We start from the raw sequence: 16,117 nt of genomic DNA, 5'->3' as shown, positions 1-16,117 counted from the left end.
GCGTTATGGCAGTTTCGAATATCACCACCTCCCGGACTTATCTGACCCGCCAGCTCGGCGAGCTCAACGATCTGCTGGCAAGCAAGACAACCCAGCTTGCCAGGGGCAAGGTCGGCACGACATACGGCGAGGTGGGCGATCGGCGGCTTCTGGACATTCAGCTGACCCAGAAGGTCAGCATGATCGAGAGCTACCAGGACACCATCACCATCGCCAATCTGCACCTGCAGACCTCGACCATGTCGCTGGAGCGGCTGGAAGACATCCGGCAGGACGCAAAATCCGCGCTCGATACCAATGATTTCGTGTTGCAGGATGACGGACAGACCCAAACCCAGTCACGTGCCAAGCTGCTGCTGAACGAAGCGCTCAACATCCTGAACACGGAAGTTGCCGGATTTTACGTCTTTGGCGGCACAGATGCCGTTCAGGACCCGGTTGCCAGGATCGATGCCATTCTGGATGGGGCGAACGGCCTCGACGGGCTGAGAACGGTCATGAGCGAGTATTCCCAGGCAAACCTTGGGGCCGGCAACAATGGCCGCGTGACGACCTCCGCGCTGACGACCAATTATGCCGGTCCGGTGCCGACCGATTCCACCTTCACCATTGCCGAAGATGGAGCGCATGACTTCGGTTTCGACATTGCATCGGTTGCCTCTACCTTGACCAACGTCGCGATCACCGGTCCTTCTGGCACCGATCCGGACAGCTTCGATGTGCAGTTTACCGGGCAGCCGGAACTCGGTGAGACAATCACGGTGGAATTCTCACTGCCGCCCGACCACAGCGAGACGATCTCCATAGAGCTGACTGCGGCCAACAGCACCGCTGAAGACGGGACGTTTGCCATCGGGGCCGATCTTGAGGAAACGGCGCAAAACCTGCGCGATGCCCTGGAAGCGGAGATCGAGCACCAGGCGCAGACGACCCTTCGCGCAGTGTCGGACGAATGGGCGGCGGAAGAGTTCTTCAAGACTTTTGGTGGCGAGGAACCCCAACGGGTTGACGGACCTCCCTTCGACAGCGCAACGGCGCTGACGGGTGGCGGATCTACGACTGTCGCCTGGTATACGGGGCGGAACACGGCGACGGACGATCCGCGCACGGACAAGAACGCAGTGATCGACAGCAATCTGACGGTCAGCTACGGCGTCCGGGCCAACGAAACGCCGCTGCAGGAACTGGTGCAGTCCCTTGCGGCTTTCGTTGCTGCGGATTTTTCCGGTGGCGCGACGATCGACGAAGAATACTACAATACCCTGTCGACCAATTTGCGCACCACCTTGCAGCCGCCGGGTGTCGATCAGTCGGGGATCACCGACATTGCAACGGACATCGCCATCACGCACCGGACGGTATCTCTGACCGATGACCGGCATGTGCAGATGAAAAGCAGCTATGAAGGCACGATTGCGGATATCGAGGGCATCGATCAGGATCAGGTCGCGGCCGAGATCCTGCAATTGCAGACCAATATCGAGGTTTCCTACAGGGCTTCGTCGATCGTCTTCAATCTGACCCTGTCCGATTACCTGTAAGATCGCCCGGAACTTCAAGCGTTTTCAGGGGCGGTCTTCGCCCACCATTGTCCGGACTGCCGGTCAGGGCCGGGAAAGGTCTTGAAATATTCCCCCATTGGGGAAACACTCTCCATGTTGCCTTTCTTCCCGACGGATATCTTCTGGTGTCCAGAACCAACCGGTTTGCCGCCGGGGCCTTTGGCAACGGTGCGTTCTTTTCATTATCCCTTTTCAACAAACGGATCGCGGCATACCGCGTAAAGATCGACACCATGGGAGGGAGAGCCGATGTGTCACGTATTTGCCGGACAGGATCCGGAACGTTATGCCAGCCAGACCCGGCGGCTGCGGCTCAACGGACAGAGCACGAGTATCCGTCTGGAGAATTCCTTCTGGGCGATTCTGGACCAGATCGCCGCATCGGAAGGGGTGACGACACCGCATTTCATCTCGACGCTGCACTCCGAAGTGATCGAGCTGCGGGGTGAACCGAAAAACTTCACATCATTGCTTCGCTGCGCCTGCCTGAAGTTTCTCGAGATTTCGTCGAACCAGCATGCGGCTTCGATCGCCGCAGAATGACATTTTGCGCTGCAGCGCAAGTTTTCTCGCTCGCAGTATAAGCATACTACCCGGCCGATAGTTGCCACGCGCTACGCTTCCCTCATGCAAATACAAGCAGAGCGGAGTAACGCGTGGCGAAAGCAATCCATTCTATGATCCGTGTTCTGGAAGAACACAGATCTCTTTCCTTTTATGAAAAAGCATTCGGACTGACCGTAGCGGATCGTCTGGATTTTCCGAATTTTACCCTGATCTACCTTCGCAACGGCGAATCCGGCTTCGAGTTGGAGCTGACGGTGAACAAGGGGCGGACCGAGCCCTATGACCTGGGCGACGGCTACGGCCATCTGGCGTTCAGCGTCGATGATCTCGACAGCGAGCATGCCCGGTTCGAAGCCGAAGGTCTCAATCCACGAAAACTGGTCGATTTCGCACCGGCAGGAGAGGTCATTGCGCGCTTCTTCTTCGTTGCGGATCCCGATGGCTATCAGATCGAGGTGCTTCAGCGCGGCGGTCGATACGAGTGACTTGAACGGGAGGAGAGCATGAAAACCGAAAACAGTCCGAGAGGCTTGACCAGACGGCAGCTTCTGGCCCGCGCGACGGCGGCGGGAGCCGCCTTCGTCACCGGGTCCGGATTTCTGGCGGCCAGAGACGGAGCCTGGGCGACGGAGCTGACCGCACTCAAGCCGGGCAGTTTCGCAACCCTGGTTCAGATGGCGCGGGACATCTATCCGCACGATCATGTCGGCGACGAATTTTACGTCATCGCCGTCAAGGGATACGACACGCCCGATCATGCCGAGGATATCGAGGCCGGTGTCGAGGCCCTGAACGGAGCAGCCCAAGGGAGAGGGCATGCCTCCTATCTCGCAATCGGCTGGGAGCGCGACAGAGCGGATCTGCTGCGGTCCATAGAGGACAGCCCGTTCTTTCAACGGATCAGGGGCGGTCTTGTGACTGGTCTCTACAATCAGAAAGCGGTCTGGCCGTTGTTTGGCTACGAGGGGGCTTCCTACGAGTTGGGCGGCTACATCGACAGGGGCTTCAACGACATCAACTGGCTTTGAGCCTGAGGGAGGAAACCAATGGCTGCACCTTTTGACCTGAATGACGACACGGTTGTTGTCGTGATCGGCACAGGCGCCGGCGGCGGTGTGCTTGCCAACGAACTGGCGCAAAAAGGCGTGAGTGTCGTGGCACTGGAGGCGGGCGGACGCTACCTTCCGGATGATTATGTCAACGACGAGTGGGAAAGCTTCGGGCAGCTTGCCTGGGTCGACCCCAGGACCACATCCGGCGACTGGCGAGTTGCCAAGGACTTTTCCGGCCTGCCAGCCTGGATCGTCAAGGCGGTCGGCGGAACCACCGTTCACTGGGCCGGGGCTTCGATCCGCTTTCAGCCGCATGAGTGGAAGGCAAAAAGCTCCTACGGCAATGTCCAGGGCGCCAACTTGCTCGACTGGCCGATCGATGCGGAGGAAATGGACCCCTGGTACACCCTGGCGGAAACCAAGCTTGGCGTGACGCGGACAGGAGGCAGGGCCGGCCTGCCGGGCAACAACAATTACCTGGTCTTTGAAAAAGGTGCCAAGGCGCTGGGGTACAAGGAAGTCCATACGGGCCGGATGGCCATCAATTCCGCCGATTACGACGACCGTATCTCCTGTCAGCAGACCGGCTTTTGTTTTCAGGGCTGCAAATGGGGGGCGAAGTGGTCCGCCGCCTACACCGATATCCCGCGCGGCGAGGCGACCGGTAACCTGGAGGTTCGTGATCACGCCCATGTCGCACGGATCCTTCATGACGATACCGGCAAGGTGACTGGTGTCGAATATTTCGACAAGGACGGCAATCTGCAGCTTCAGAAGGCACGGGTTGTCTGTGTTGCCGGCAATTCCTTCGAGAGCCCGAGGCTCCTGCTGAATTCCGCATCCTCGATGTTCCCGGACGGTCTTGCCAACAGTTCCGGTCAGGTCGGGCGCAACTACATGCGCCACACCACCGGTTCAGTCTATGCCGTTTTCGACCAGCCGGTGAAGATGTGGCGCGGCACCACGATGGCCGGCATCATTCAGGATGAAGCCCGTCACGACCCCTCGCGTGGCTTCGTGGGCGGATATGAGCTTGAAACCCTGTCGCTTGGCCTGCCGTTCATGGCGGCCTTCCTGGACCCGGGGGCGTGGGGCCGGGAGTTCACCAGTGCACTGGACGGCTATGAAAACATGGCCGGTCTATGGATCGTCGGCGAGGACATGCCGCAGGAAACCAACCGCGTCACGCTCAACCATGATGTGAAGGACAGCTGGGGCCTGCCCGTGGCGAATGTTCATTTCGACGATCATCCCAACGACGTCGCCATGCGCAATCATGCCTACAAGCAGGGTATGGCCATCTACGATGCGGTTGGTGCGACACGGACCTTTCCGACGCCGCCTTACCCGTCAACCCACAATCTGGGCACCAACCGGATGTCCGAAAAGCCGCGGGACGGTGTGGTCAACCGCTGGGGCCAGACCCACGACGTAGCCAATCTGTTCGTGTCTGACGGGTCTCAATTCACCTCGGGGGCTGCGGAAAACCCGACGCTGACAATCGTGGCACTTGCCATCCGGCAGGCCGACCATATCGCCCGGGAGATGAGCGCAGGCAATCTCTAGTCCGGCGGAGGAACTCTTCCGGGAAGCTGGACGGTCAGGCCTTCAACAAGCTTGAGGTGTTCGGCATTGTCGCCTGCGTTCTCTGGAATGCAGGCGGCTCCGGACACCCGCAGACCGCTTCCGGGACCAGGGCCGACAGGCTCACGGCTGCAAATCCTGCCCGCAGCTTGAGGACCCGCTGATCTCCGGTGGAGGCTTCCTCCGTTTCTGCCGGAGGAGGGCAGGGACAAATTGCAGTCAAGAGAAAGGCCGCCGGGGGTTCCTGGCGGCCTTTCTTGATTTCTGAACCTGTTCTTGAACCGGCACCGCCGGGATCAGGATCTCAGACCCTCGGCGATCGAGCGGTTGATGCTGATGAGGGTATCGAGCTTGTTTTCATCGTCTGTCGTCATGACCGTCATGGTCTGCTTGAAGACGAAAACGCCAAGCGTGGCGATGTTGTTCTTGATGTCCTGCGGCAGTTCGCTCTCAGGACTGGTCGCAGACGTCACAAGAATTGTCCAGAGCTTGCGATTGTACACCAGAGCGTCGTCTTTTTCCGCAAGCGAGGAATTCCCCCATTCATCCTTGATCAACTGAAGCCGGGCTGCGGCCTTCATCAGCAGATTCGCTTCCAGCTCCCTCGGTGACATCGCCACCTGGCTTGTTTTCTGGTAAGCCTGCGCTGCCTGTTTGTACATGACTGATCAGCGTCCCTTCATACTCGATGAGCTTACGTGCTTCTTTCAGTGCTTTATAGAAGGCGCCGGTTAGTATGGCGTTACTAATCCTGGTTACAAAAGGGATGGTACTCGGCGCGGCCTTCACTATGTCATTGACGAGGCTGAAGTAACTCTCCTGTATCTTCTCCAAGTCAGTAGACAGATACATCAGCTGAACGGCCAAGTAGACCCGTTTGGCTGGCGTATCCGCAGTGGCCGGCGTGAGAATATCCTTTTCTCGCAGAATGGGAGCCTGGCCTTCGATAAAGAGACGAGTGCGTTGATTGTCATTGGTGATAACGCTTTCGCCAATGATAATTCGCTCGCCCGGTTTCAGCTCGACCTTGAGCGCCATTCCGTGACCTCCACGCATCAGTATCGCTGTGAAACGTTAACGAAATCGTTAACGGTTTGCCGCCGATACCTTAATGATAACTGCCTCCGGTGTTAACCGAACAGGCTCAGGACGCTCTGATCTGCCTGGTTGGCCAGAGACAGAGCGGTCGAAGAAAGCTGCTGACGGGTCTGCAGCGCCAGCATGTTAGCACCTTCTTCGTTCATGTCTGCAATTGTTAGGTGGCCTGCGCCAACCTCAAGCGTGTTGATCAGATTTTGAGTGAAATCGGTGCGAATTTCCACAGTCGAAAGAGCCGTGCCCATTGAACGGGCCGCATTGCGAAGCTCATCAAGCGCCGCGTTGATGGCCTGAAGCGTTCGATCGATATCCGTATCAGATTTGAACTCGGATGCAGCTGCGGTCAGTGACACGGTTCCCGACGTCGATCCGAGTGTCGTTCTGTTGAAATCGCTGTTGCTGCTGGAAATGTCGAAGGACACTTCGCCGATAAGACTGATGCTGCCTCCCGAGAAGGTCGCATCCAGGCCTTTGACGTTGTTGATGAAGGTCACGAGATCGCTGACCGTGGTTTCTTCATCGATCTCCAGAGATGCAGGCTCGAAGCCGTTGCCGTCGGTGATCGTGATCGTGTCGCCAGCCTGGAAGCCGCCGGACGAGACCAGAGTTGCCGTCGAACTGAGAGGCGACACCGTCATCGTGGTCGTTGTTCCGCCAGTGTCGCCACCGTCCGTCGCCGCGCCACCGCCGGTATTGTCCTTTGAAATATAGAGCGCGTTGTCGAGGCCGGACGTGATCGTGATCGAATCCGTGGTTTCGTCGAAAGTGGCGTGAACGCCGCTCAGATCATTCAATGCGTCGACATAATCCTGCACCGTGGTGATGTCGGTACCAACCGTCAGGTTGGTGGTGCCGGAGGAGTCGGTGATGCTGACAACGTTGCCGGTTGCCCAGTCGGCGAGGTCCGTCAGGTTTGAGGACGCCTGCAAGCCCGAAAGGGAAATGGTGGTGGTACCGCTGTAGAGGTTGAAGGACGATGTGCCGGTGCCGCCGGCATCCAGATCGTCCAGGTTCAGACCATCATCCAGCGAAGTATCTGTAAAGTCGACCGGATTGACAGTGAGGTTCGAGGTGCTGTCCTCGTTGAAGATAACTTCAAGTTCGTTGCCGGCGCCTGCAAGAAGGTTCTTGCCCTTGTAGCTGGAGTCCCGCGCCATGTCCTCGATCTGCTCCAGCAGATCGTTGTACTGGCTGGTGAACAGCTTGCGTTCGTATTCACTGGAGGTCTGCAAGGCCTGGTTGGCGATGGCCTTGGCGGATTCCACCAATTTCGTGATCGACGTGATGCCCTTGTCTGCAGCGCGGATCGTCTGGACCGCCTGGCCCATGTTATCTAGCAGGTTGGACAGATCGCTTGCGCGGTCGTTCAGGGATTGCGCCGTGAAGTAGGAGTTCGGATTGTCGAGCGCCGTGTTGACTTTCAGGCCTGTTGCCAGGCGCGTTTGCGTGATCGACTGCAAATCCGCCGTCTGTTTCAGCGACAGGAGATTGTCCCGGACAGCACTGGAGAGAACAATATCAGGCATCAGACTTCACCGCTTTCCCTATTCAGGTCTCGCCAAAGGCTCATGCAGGTGTTTCAAGTCGAGCATGCACCTTTGCCGTAAATCTAAATGGAAAGTTAATCACTGATGCACGTATTAACGTCCCGTAAATAAAAGTTACCAAAAGCTTTCTTTTAAGGCCTTGATTCTGAATGACAAAAATTTTCGGTTTCAAACAGTATTTGAGGCGGTAAACGAAAACGGCGGACCAGTGGCCCGCCGTTTCCGTTGCTTGTCTGTGAGTCGTGCGTCCGACTGATTCTCTTTGAATTAGAAGAGGGATAGCACGGTCTGGTCCGCCTGCGAGGCGAAGGACAGAGAGGTTGAAGCAAGCTGCTGACGGGTCTGCAGGGCGAGCAGGTTTGCACCTTCCTCGTTGGTATCGGCCAGGGTCAAAAGACCTGCACCTTCCTGCAGAGTATTGATCAAGGTCTTCGTGAAGTCTTGCCGGATCTCTACTGTGGAGAGGTTCGTACCGAATTCGGAAGCCTGGGACCGCAGGTTGGACAGACTGGTATTCAACCGGTCTATGACGCGATTAATGTTCGTATCCGTTGCGAACCCACTGTCGGAAATCGCCTCGATCACGATACCGTCTGCGTCTGCGGTGAAGCCGGAGCTTGCGAAGTCCGTGTTGTCACTGGTCAGCGACAGGTCGGTTTCAGACGTGATGGTGATGCGACCGGAGCCGTCGTCGAACTTGGCTGAGACGCCGTTGAAATCGTTGATGAAGTTTTCCAGGTCATCAACCGTGCTGTCTTCTTCAACTTCGAAGGTGCCGAGTTCGTAGCCGTTACCGTCCGTCAGCGTCAGAGTATCGCCAACCGCAAAGGAACCGGAGTCGATCAGGGCATCCGTGGTTGAGCTGAATGCGGTCGCATCGACGAGAGTGCCTGCAAAGCTCGTGGTCGCAGAACCGTTACCACCGATGTAGAAGTCTTCATCGGAGTAGATGGTCAGCTCACCCGTGCCGTTGTCGAATTCCGCACGAACTCCGGAGATGGCGTTGAGGTTGTCAACCAGATCCTGAACGGAAGCCGTCGAGGAAACACCACCGGACAGCACGGCCGGGTTGGTGGCAGTGTCGTTGACGAAGGACAGGCTCTGGGTCGTGGAGATCAGAGTGGAGTCCGACAGGGTGGAGGAGGTGTTCAGTGCGGAGCCACCGGCGTCCTGAAGGGTAATGACGGTTTTGCCGCCCTGCAGCTGCAGGGAAGAGGTTGCGCCTTCGCCTTCTGCCAGGTCGGAAAGATTCAGGCCGGTAGAGAGTGCGGTGTCCGTGTAGTCGACCGCTTCAATTGTCAGCTTGGAAGTCGCATCTTCATTAAAGATGGTGGTCAGGTCGTTGCCGGCACCCGCAAGCAGGTTCTTGCCTTTATACGAGCTGTCCTTGGCGACATCTTCGATCTGTTCCAGCAGGGCGTTGTACTGTGCTGCGTAGGTTTTACGCTCGTACTGGCTCTGTGTCTGCAGGGCCTGGTTGGCTTTCGCCTTTGCGGTTTCGACCAGATCCGTGATGGTCTGAATGCCTTTGTCCGCGGCTTTGATCGTCTGCAGGGACTGGCCCATATCGTCCAGCAGGGTGCTGAGATCGCCTGCGCGGGAGTTCAGGCCGGACGCCGTGAAGAAGCTGTTCGGATTGTCCAGCGCAGAGTTCACCTTCATGCCGGTTGCCAGCTTGTTCTGGACGCCCGACATCAGGTCTGCAGTAGATTGAAGTGTGAGGAGGTTTTGCCGCACGGCGGCTGACAGCGTAATGTCACGCATCGAATTATCCCTTTCCTGGGTCAAATTTCAACTGCTCTTCCTGAGCAGGTTGGGACCGATCATCGAGCGTTAACCTTAATCAATGGTTAAACGCCTGAAAAATAGGGTTATCAGTACGTTAACGCTGCTGACGACCTCGCCAGAACTGTCATGGCCATTGCATTTCAGGTCCGGCTGACGGTTCCAAAAAGTATCAATGAGCTTACTGCGGGGGCGGGAGGCTTTGGGCGGGAAGGGAGCTCGCAAGCCAAGAGTTTCTGCGGGGTCGGTTACGCATGAGATCCAGGCCGTCGAAACGATCGGAAAAAAATGCAAGACCTGGCATTGGGGGCTGCAAAGACGGCCAGCGGTCGGTTGAGTGGGCATCCGGCGCCGGCAGGACGGCCTTGATCACGGCAAGGCGTGTGCGCAGATTGCGAGCCGCGTTTTCATCTGTCGGCGCGAAGGTCTTAACAAACGCGCCAGAACCGGAGTTCCCGGCAGAAGCTGCCGGAAACGGAGCGGCTGCAAAGAAACAACAAACACCTGCAATTGGGAAGAGGCAGTCGCCGGCCCTGCTTGGGGCGGCCTGGCGACGTGTCTTGCCGCGATCCGGCGGCAGGTTGTGCGAGTGCCGGAAACAAGAAAAGCGGGCCGGAGCCCGCTTTCCAATTTCGTCTTAACCGAAGTGTCTGGCTTAGAAGAGACGCAGAACGTTCTGGTCTGCCTGTGCTGCGAAGGACAGCGAGGTAGAAGCCAGGCTCTGACGGGTCTGCAGGGCCAGCAGGTTTGCACCTTCTTCGTTGGTATCGGCCAGCGTCAGCTTGCCTGCACCTTCTTCCAGCGTGTTGATCAGGTTCTTGGTGAAGTCCTGACGGTTTTCAACGATGGAGAGGTTGGTACCGAATTCAGAAGCCTGCGTTCTCAGGTTGGACAGAGCGGTGTTCAACCGGTCAACCGTACGGTTGATGTCGGTATCCGTCGCAAAGCCGCTGTCAGAGATTGCCGAGATGCCGATGCCTGTGGTGTTCGCGGTGAAGCCGGAGCTTGCGAAGTCCGTGTTGTCACTGGTCAGCGACAGGTCGGTTTCAGACGTGATGGTGATGCGGCCCGAGCCAGTGTCGAAGTCAGCGGAGACGCCGTTGAAGTCGTTGATGAAGTTTTCCAGATCATCAACAGAGCTGTCGTCTTCAACTTCGAAAGAGCCGAGCTCGTAACCGTTACCGTCCGTCAGCGTCAGAGTGTCGCCAACCGAGAAGGAACCGGAGTTGATCAGGGCATCCGAGGTCGAGGAGAACGCGGTCGCATCGACGAGAGTGCCTGCAAAGCTCGTGGTCGCAGAACCGTTACCACCGATGTAGAAGTCTTCATCGGAGTAGATGGTCAGCTCACCCGTGCCGTTGTCGAATTCTGCACGAACGCCGGAGATGGCGTTGAGGCTGTCTACGAGATCCTGAACGGAAGCCGTCGAGGAAACGCCGCCGGAGAGCACAGCCGGGTTGGTGGCAGTGTCATCGACGAAGGACAGGCTCTGGGTCGTGGAGATCAGAGTGGAGTCCGACAGGGTGGAGGAGGTGTTCAGTGCGGAGCCACCAGCGTCCTGAAGGGTGATGGTGGTTTTGCCACCCTGCAGCTGCAGGGATGCGGAAGCGCCTTCGCCTTCTGCCAGGTCGGAAAGGTTCAGACCGGTGGACAGGGACGTGTCGGTGTAGTCAACAGCTTCAATGTCGAGCTTCGAAGTGGAGTCTTCGTTGAAGATGGTTCTCAGGTCGTTGCCTTCACCTGCGAGCAGGTTCTTGCCTTTATAACCGGAGTCCTTCGCCAGGTCTTCGATCTGCGTCAGCAGGTCGTTGTACTGAGCGGCAAACTGCTTGCGCTCGTACTGGCTCTGGGTCTGCAGGGCCTGGTTGGCCTTTGCTTTTGCAGATTCAACAAGCTTCGTGATGCTCTGAATACCCTGGTCGGCTGCCTTCAGGGTCTGCGTGGACTGGCCCATGTCGTCCAGAAGAGTGGACAGGTCGTTTGCACGGGAGGTCAGGCCGGAAGCAGTGAAGAAGCTGTTCGGGTTGTCCAGCGCCGAGTTCACCTTTTTACCGGTCGCCAGTTTGTTCTGGACGTCCGACATGAACTGTGCGGTGGACTGAAGGGTGTTGAGGTTCGCGCGAACCGCGCTGGACAGAGTAATGTCGCCCATAATGTTTCCTTTCTAGGAGTACAAGATACGAGAACCCTTCCTGGGTCCGAGAACATCTATCGGCGGTTTCTTGTAACAAGTTCTAAACAAACTTGGTTAGCGCGAATTAACCTTAACAGGGGACTAAGCCGAGTAAGTAAAATCTTTGCCATATAGAGTTGAAGTCATTGTTTTGAAAAGAATATTTTTGTCTGAATGAAGATCTTAATGAGGCTCTCCGATTGCTTTGGGCGGGTGGTCAAACCGGCCTTCAAGCAGCGCAAATTTCCCCGAAGTCAGTTCCCCGACCGGAAACCTGACGGACTTGTTAACTCGCTGCCGGAAGGGGCCACGAAGTGCGTGGTGAAACAGGGATGACAGGAAGCTGCCGCCTGGCTGGCATCGGGCACCTGAGAGGGACGAGAGCCTGGCGAAGCACTCAATCAAAGGCCAGGGGAAGATGACGGGGAAGGGGAGACGAGCAGCTCTGTTGACTGGCCGGGGCGGAGATCAAGGTGCCATGCTGATCATGACTGTCGTGCAAGTGGCCGGCGGGCGGAACCAAAGGCGTGCCGAAGCACCGTTCAAAAGCGGTTGGGGCGGGAGACCGCAGTTGGTCAGATCACGCGTTGAACCGGTTGCGTCGGGGCCTGGGTCTGCTGGGTTTCGATCGACTCGTTGTAGGCTCGCAGTCGCAGCAAGGTCTCGGCTGGAATCTGCCGGACGACCTGACCGGTTTCGGTGTTGGTCGCGACATAGACCAGGCGGTCATACTCCGGATCGATGATGTTCTGGCGTTCGACAGAAGATGAGAACCGGTCGCCCAACGGGCGCCGCTCGCGCTCGTTGTTCGCGCTGCGCTGTCCGTTTTGCGTCTCGGTGGACGGTCTGACGGTCTCTTCGACCGGAAGATCCGTCTCAACAGAAGGAGCATTTCGCTCCGGTGCCCGTGCAACCGGCGTAATCGCCGTATATGTCGGCGATGGCGGCCGGGCAAATCCCGTGTCCAACATCTTTTCCTCCGGGTTACTGACTAAATTTACCCGATTGAAATTGAAAGGTAACGTAAGGGAATGAATCCTCTGTTAACGAAATAATTAGATTTTTAGGGATTGCGCTCTATCCGTTTGCAGCTGTTCCTGATTCGTTGCCGGAGGCGAATGCAGGCGGAAGGGAAGGGCCTTCGCAGGTTTCCCGAGGCTGCCAAATACACGAAAAGCTCCCGGCGTGGGAGCTTTCCTTGTCAGGTGTTCGACGGCGCAGTTTTTGCACACCGGCAAAGATAATCAAAGAGACTGGTTGACCGCGATACCGCGTGCTGACTGAGGCCCGGTCGGCGCGGAGCCATTGCGTCCATAGGTCGTTGGAGCATTAGCATTCTTCGCGCCGGCTACCTTGGCCACGGTTGCGACGATGTTGTTGGCAACGTCCCTTGCGGTTGAAAGCACCGCCAGGTTGATGCGCAGGACAGGCTGGAATTCACCGTGCTGGCGGCGCAGCGACTGGGTGGAGGCCGGCGACAGGTTGCCCAGGGCCACTGCGTGTTCCTTCGCGGTCATCATGCCACGGGTATACTCATGGATCAGTCGGGCCTTGTCCGCCTGCAGCTCACCGGCTTCCCTGAGTTTGCCTGCCCTGACCAGATCGGTTTCCATTTCTATCACGGACAAAAGAGCTTCCATCGTGCCGGACAGGGCAGTGCAGAATTGCTCTGCTTCCTGTTGGCTGGTGGGCCGTTCCAGAGAAAATGGAAAGGTGGATGCGTTGGGTTGTGCGGTCATCTTGACCCCTCCTGCAATGCGAGCAGTTCACGTTCCACGCTGTCGGCAAGACCGATACCGCCGGTCTGGGCGATGTTGCGTGCATATTCATCGACCAGAAGGCTCTGCCAGGCATCCGCCCCGTGACCGCTGCCCCAGGTGCCGCCGTTTTCAAGGCCGGTGAACATGTTCTGAAGCATGGTGTTCAGGAAAACAGCTTCAAATTCCTCGGCGGCTTCGCGAACCCGTGTCTTGTTGGTCCGGTCAACACCGCGCAGCGTGTCCAGCGGGCTCTGCTTGAAGGAAGAGGGAGAAACCAGCTCAGCCATCAGAGCACCTCGATATCGGCCTGGAGGGCACCTGCAGCCTTGATGGCCTGCAGGATCGAGATCATGTCGCGCGGACCTATCCCCAGAGCGTTCAGGCCATCGACCAGCTGCTTCAGCGTGACGGTTTGCGGAACGATGGCGAGCTTGGAACCGTCTTCATCGACACTCACGTCGGAGCGCGGCACGACGGCGGTCTGGCCGTTTGCGAAAGGCAGCGGCTGCGAGACTTGAGGAGATTCGGCGATGGTCACGGTCAGGTTGCCCTGCGCAACGGCGACCATGGACACTTTCACATCCTGCCCCATGACGATGATGCCGGAATTCTCGTCGATGACGATGCGAGCGGCAAGGTCCGGCTCGACGATCAGCTGCTCGATGTCGGTCAGAAGATCAACGATGTTGCCATCATATTGCTGCGGCAGGTCAATGCGCACCGTTGCCGGATCGAGCGGTTCGGCGGTGGGCATGCCGATCAGTTCGTTGACGGAGAGCGCGATGCGTCGCGCGGTGGTCAGATCCGGGTTGCGCAGGGCCAGGCGAAGTGTCGTCAGAGACGCCAGTTTGAAATCCAGTTCGCGCTCCACCAGACCGCCGTTGGCAATGCGCCCGGCGGTTGGAACACCGCGGACAACGGAAGCGGCGTCCGCCTGTGCGGAGAAGCCGCCGATTGCGATCGAGCCCTGGGCGATGGCGTAGACTTCACCATCGGCGCCAACCAGCGGCGTGACGAGAAGCGTGCCACCCTGCAGCGATTCAGAATCGCCAAGCGCACTGACGTTGACGTCGATCCGGGTGCCCTGGGTAGAGAAGGGCGGCAGGTTGGCCGTCACCATGACTGCGGCGACAGTGTTGGTATTGAGGTCAATGTTGCGGGTGTTGACACCGAGACGCTCCAGCATGGCCTGCAGGCTCTGCTGTGTGAAGGGCGAGTTGTTGAGCGAGTCGCCGGTACCATTCAGACCGACCACGAGGCCGTATCCGATCAGCTGGTTTTCGCGAATGCCTTCGAAATCGGCGATGTCCTTGATGCGGGAGGCGGCGTGCGCCGGTGCCAACAAGGCCGTCGCAGCAAACGCGGCTGCCGCACCCAGAAGTGCGAGCCGTTTGAACCCTCCGCAGATCACTTCACCAAATTGTCGCATTACCGATCTGGCCCGTCTTTCGTGTTCCCGGCTCCGGTGCCGGTCGACATGTTTTCGTGAAGCGCAATGCGAGAGCCGTGCCACTTTTGACAAAGGCGATGGGTCGCTGCATCAAAGTGACGGAATTCTGCGCCCTTTGCTGGTATGATGGCGAGCATATCCACGCAAAACTCTCGCTTGGAGTTAAAGAAATGCGCCTGTTGGTCGGCAAATATTGCCTCATCCATAAGGACTCATTTACCCTTACCGGCAGAATCTGACGGGCAGAGCCACTCCTTGCGCCAGAATTGCCGTCAGTCCGACTGGAAGATCGACCATGCGAATTACAGGCAATAAACCCATTACCGGCGTTCAGGGACGCGGCGCCAAGAAGCGCGTTTCGTCCGACAGTGACCAGTTCGCACCGGATCTGGGGGAAGAGGTATCGCAGTCCTCCCAGACCGCGGGTGGTGCATCCATCCAGGGCATGGATGCCCTGCTGGCCCTGCAGGAGGTCGATGACCGCGCCGAGCGCCGATCCCGCGCCGCCAAACACGGGCACAACCTTCTCGACACGCTGGAGTCTGTGCGGGCCGATTTGCTTGCCGGGCACGTCTCGGAAGACAGGTTGGAACTGCTTGCCCGGCAGGTTTCCAAGCGCCAGACCAGCGGTGATCCGGAGATTGATTCGGTGCTGGACGAGATCGAACTGCGGGTCAAAGTCGAGCTTGCAAAGCTCGGCCGATTCCAGGACTGACGGCGCGCGAATACGGATAAAATTTGCTACCAACTTGGCCAAAATTTACGCAACGTCTTGAAAGGTATAAACTTTCTTTGATGCCATTTTTAACAAATGAACCGTTGTCGACTGGCGGAACCGGCTATATATTGCGCCCGGCATAACGGTAATCCGGAGCTATCGATGACGGTTGAAATTGAGTCTGAATATCGACCCTCGGAAGACGAGCCGTTCATGAACGACAGGCAGCGCGAATATTTTCGGAACAAGCTGCTTGCGTGGAAAGAAGAGATCCTGAAGGAAAGCAAGGAGACCCTCGCCAATCTTCAGGAGGAAAGCCAGAACCACCCCGACTTTGCCGACCGTGCGTCGTCCGAAACAGACCGCTCCATTGAACTGCGTGCCAGGGACCGTCAGCGGAAACTGATTTCGAAGATCGATGATGCACTGGAACGCATTACAGACGGAAGTTATGGCTATTGCGAAGAGACCGGTGAGCCGATCTCTCTTCGGCGGCTCGAGGCGCGCCCGATCGCGACTTTGTCGATCGAGGCTCAGGAAGCCCACGAGCGTCGGGAAAAAGTGTATCGCGACGACTGATTTCCAGAAAACGGCCGGTTTGCCGCGCAGACGGCAGATCCGTAACGACTTTCAAGACCTTCCCCTCGCGGGAAGGTTTTTTTATGGCCGGGCGGCTATCCGGCTTTTGGTCATCAACAACGATCCCATCCTTTGGAGGACTGTCAGGTTCGTCTTGAAAGAAGGACTGCAAACGCCTGAGCGAGCAGGCCATCCTTCGAGACATCACGTGTGCGCTTCCTCAGGATGAGAATTGTGGGGTA

16 protein-coding genes are annotated in these 16,117 nt (G+C 57.6%); 7 read left to right on the top strand and 9 right to left on the bottom strand.

Going from position 1 to position 16,117, the window contains the following annotated elements; genetic code table 11:
- Window positions 1–5 precede the first annotated feature (5 nt).
- The 5 genes from ACYQ54_RS04115 to ACYQ54_RS04095 all read left to right on the top strand — a co-directional run bounded on the left by ACYQ54_RS04115 (window position 6) and on the right by ACYQ54_RS04095 (window position 4,747).
- Entirely contained in the window at window positions 6–1,541 is a 1,536-nt protein-coding gene (locus ACYQ54_RS04115; protein ID WP_460079604.1) for a flagellar protein, read from the top strand.
- 270 nt (window positions 1,542–1,811) lie between these two features.
- Window positions 1,812–2,105, top strand: coding sequence for a ribbon-helix-helix domain-containing protein (locus ACYQ54_RS04110; RefSeq protein ID WP_006932702.1), 294 nt, complete (start codon window positions 1,812–1,814; stop codon window positions 2,103–2,105).
- Window positions 2,106–2,218: 113 nt separating this feature from the next.
- The gene (locus ACYQ54_RS04105; protein ID WP_460079603.1) at window positions 2,219–2,614 is read left to right on the top strand and encodes a VOC family protein; all 396 of its coding nucleotides are present in this window, start codon (window positions 2,219–2,221) and stop codon (window positions 2,612–2,614) included.
- Window positions 2,615–2,632: 18 nt separating this feature from the next.
- On the top strand, window positions 2,633–3,157 hold the full coding sequence (locus tag ACYQ54_RS04100; RefSeq protein ID WP_460079601.1) for a Twin-arginine translocation pathway signal: 525 nt from the start codon (window positions 2,633–2,635) through the stop codon (window positions 3,155–3,157).
- Window positions 3,158–3,175: 18 nt separating this feature from the next.
- Window positions 3,176–4,747 carry a GMC family oxidoreductase gene (locus ACYQ54_RS04095; protein ID WP_460079600.1) on the top strand — a complete coding sequence of 524 codons (1,572 nt, stop codon included), beginning with the start codon at window positions 3,176–3,178 and terminating at the stop codon, window positions 4,745–4,747.
- A gap of 314 nt (window positions 4,748–5,061) precedes the next feature.
- Here ACYQ54_RS04095 and flaF read toward each other — a convergent pair whose 3' ends face one another.
- The 9 genes from flaF to ACYQ54_RS04050 all read right to left on the bottom strand — a co-directional run bounded on the left by flaF (window position 5,062) and on the right by ACYQ54_RS04050 (window position 14,557).
- Window positions 5,062–5,379: a flagellar biosynthesis regulator FlaF gene (gene flaF, locus ACYQ54_RS04090; protein WP_460079598.1), complete on the bottom strand. Its 318-nt coding sequence runs from the start codon at window positions 5,377–5,379 to the stop codon at window positions 5,062–5,064.
- On the bottom strand, window positions 5,309–5,803 hold the full coding sequence (gene flbT, locus ACYQ54_RS04085) for a flagellar biosynthesis repressor FlbT (RefSeq protein WP_006932693.1): 495 nt from the start codon (window positions 5,801–5,803) through the stop codon (window positions 5,309–5,311). Before flbT ends, flaF begins: the two co-directional genes overlap by 71 nt.
- 92 nt (window positions 5,804–5,895) lie before the next feature.
- Complete coding sequence (locus tag ACYQ54_RS04080; RefSeq protein ID WP_460079595.1) at window positions 5,896–7,389, bottom strand: flagellin N-terminal helical domain-containing protein; 1,494 nt, start codon at window positions 7,387–7,389, stop codon at window positions 5,896–5,898.
- Window positions 7,390–7,677: 288 nt separating this feature from the next.
- Entirely contained in the window at window positions 7,678–9,174 is a 1,497-nt protein-coding gene (locus ACYQ54_RS04075) for a flagellin N-terminal helical domain-containing protein (RefSeq protein WP_460079594.1), read from the bottom strand.
- A 676-nt stretch (window positions 9,175–9,850) separates the two neighbouring features.
- A complete protein-coding gene (locus ACYQ54_RS04070; protein WP_460079592.1) occupies window positions 9,851–11,347 on the bottom strand; it encodes a flagellin N-terminal helical domain-containing protein in 1,497 nt (498 codons plus the stop codon).
- Window positions 11,348–11,943: 596 nt separating this feature from the next.
- The gene (locus ACYQ54_RS04065) at window positions 11,944–12,339 is read right to left on the bottom strand and encodes a hypothetical protein (RefSeq protein ID WP_460079590.1); all 396 of its coding nucleotides are present in this window, start codon (window positions 12,337–12,339) and stop codon (window positions 11,944–11,946) included.
- A gap of 273 nt (window positions 12,340–12,612) precedes the next feature.
- A complete protein-coding gene (locus ACYQ54_RS04060; RefSeq protein WP_460079589.1) occupies window positions 12,613–13,107 on the bottom strand; it encodes a flagellar protein FlgN in 495 nt (164 codons plus the stop codon).
- Window positions 13,104–13,415, bottom strand: coding sequence for a rod-binding protein (locus tag ACYQ54_RS04055; protein ID WP_460079586.1), 312 nt, complete (start codon window positions 13,413–13,415; stop codon window positions 13,104–13,106). Before ACYQ54_RS04055 ends, ACYQ54_RS04060 begins: the two co-directional genes overlap by 4 nt.
- Window positions 13,415–14,557 carry a flagellar basal body P-ring protein FlgI gene (locus ACYQ54_RS04050; RefSeq protein ID WP_460079584.1) on the bottom strand — a complete coding sequence of 381 codons (1,143 nt, stop codon included), beginning with the start codon at window positions 14,555–14,557 and terminating at the stop codon, window positions 13,415–13,417. Before ACYQ54_RS04050 ends, ACYQ54_RS04055 begins: the two co-directional genes overlap by 1 nt.
- Before the next feature lie 316 nt (window positions 14,558–14,873).
- On the opposite strand from ACYQ54_RS04050, the gene ACYQ54_RS04045 reads away from it, so the two are divergent.
- Entirely contained in the window at window positions 14,874–15,293 is a 420-nt protein-coding gene (locus ACYQ54_RS04045; protein ID WP_460079583.1) for a flagellar assembly protein FliX, read from the top strand.
- A gap of 165 nt (window positions 15,294–15,458) precedes the next feature.
- Window positions 15,459–15,875 (top strand): RNA polymerase-binding protein DksA, encoded by a 417-nt coding sequence (gene dksA / locus ACYQ54_RS04040; RefSeq protein WP_460079581.1) that lies wholly within the window; start codon window positions 15,459–15,461, stop codon window positions 15,873–15,875.
- Window positions 15,876–16,117: the final 242 nt, after the last annotated feature.

This window comes from Roseibium sp. LAB1, assembly GCF_054658235.1.
The sequence above is the reverse complement of the archived record's forward strand: the minus strand, read 5'-3'. Positions and strand labels throughout refer to the sequence as shown.

Bases quoted from the DNA above. Each gene is read 5' to 3' on its own strand.
- ACYQ54_RS04110 (WP_006932702.1), top strand. From the start codon at position 1,812: ATGTGTCACGTATTTGCCGGACAGGATCCGGAACGTTATGCCAGCCAG.
- ACYQ54_RS04115 (WP_460079604.1), top strand. From the start codon at position 6: ATGGCAGTTTCGAATATCACCACCTCCCGGACTTATCTGACCCGCCAG.
- dksA (WP_460079581.1), top strand. From the start codon at position 15,459: ATGACGGTTGAAATTGAGTCTGAATATCGACCCTCGGAAGACGAGCCG.
- ACYQ54_RS04055 (WP_460079586.1), bottom strand. From the start codon at position 13,415: ATGGCTGAGCTGGTTTCTCCCTCTTCCTTCAAGCAGAGCCCGCTGGAC.
- ACYQ54_RS04065 (WP_460079590.1), bottom strand. From the start codon at position 12,339: ATGTTGGACACGGGATTTGCCCGGCCGCCATCGCCGACATATACGGCG.
- ACYQ54_RS04095 (WP_460079600.1), top strand. From the start codon at position 3,176: ATGGCTGCACCTTTTGACCTGAATGACGACACGGTTGTTGTCGTGATC.
- ACYQ54_RS04100 (WP_460079601.1), top strand. From the start codon at position 2,633: ATGAAAACCGAAAACAGTCCGAGAGGCTTGACCAGACGGCAGCTTCTG.
- ACYQ54_RS04045 (WP_460079583.1), top strand. From the start codon at position 14,874: ATGCGAATTACAGGCAATAAACCCATTACCGGCGTTCAGGGACGCGGC.
- ACYQ54_RS04070 (WP_460079592.1), bottom strand. From the start codon at position 11,347: ATGGGCGACATTACTCTGTCCAGCGCGGTTCGCGCGAACCTCAACACC.
- ACYQ54_RS04080 (WP_460079595.1), bottom strand. From the start codon at position 7,389: ATGCCTGATATTGTTCTCTCCAGTGCTGTCCGGGACAATCTCCTGTCG.
- flaF (WP_460079598.1), bottom strand. From the start codon at position 5,379: ATGTCACCGAGGGAGCTGGAAGCGAATCTGCTGATGAAGGCCGCAGCC.
- ACYQ54_RS04050 (WP_460079584.1), bottom strand. From the start codon at position 14,557: ATGCGACAATTTGGTGAAGTGATCTGCGGAGGGTTCAAACGGCTCGCA.
- flbT (WP_006932693.1), bottom strand. From the start codon at position 5,803: ATGGCGCTCAAGGTCGAGCTGAAACCGGGCGAGCGAATTATCATTGGC.
- ACYQ54_RS04060 (WP_460079589.1), bottom strand. From the start codon at position 13,107: ATGACCGCACAACCCAACGCATCCACCTTTCCATTTTCTCTGGAACGG.
- ACYQ54_RS04075 (WP_460079594.1), bottom strand. From the start codon at position 9,174: ATGCGTGACATTACGCTGTCAGCCGCCGTGCGGCAAAACCTCCTCACA.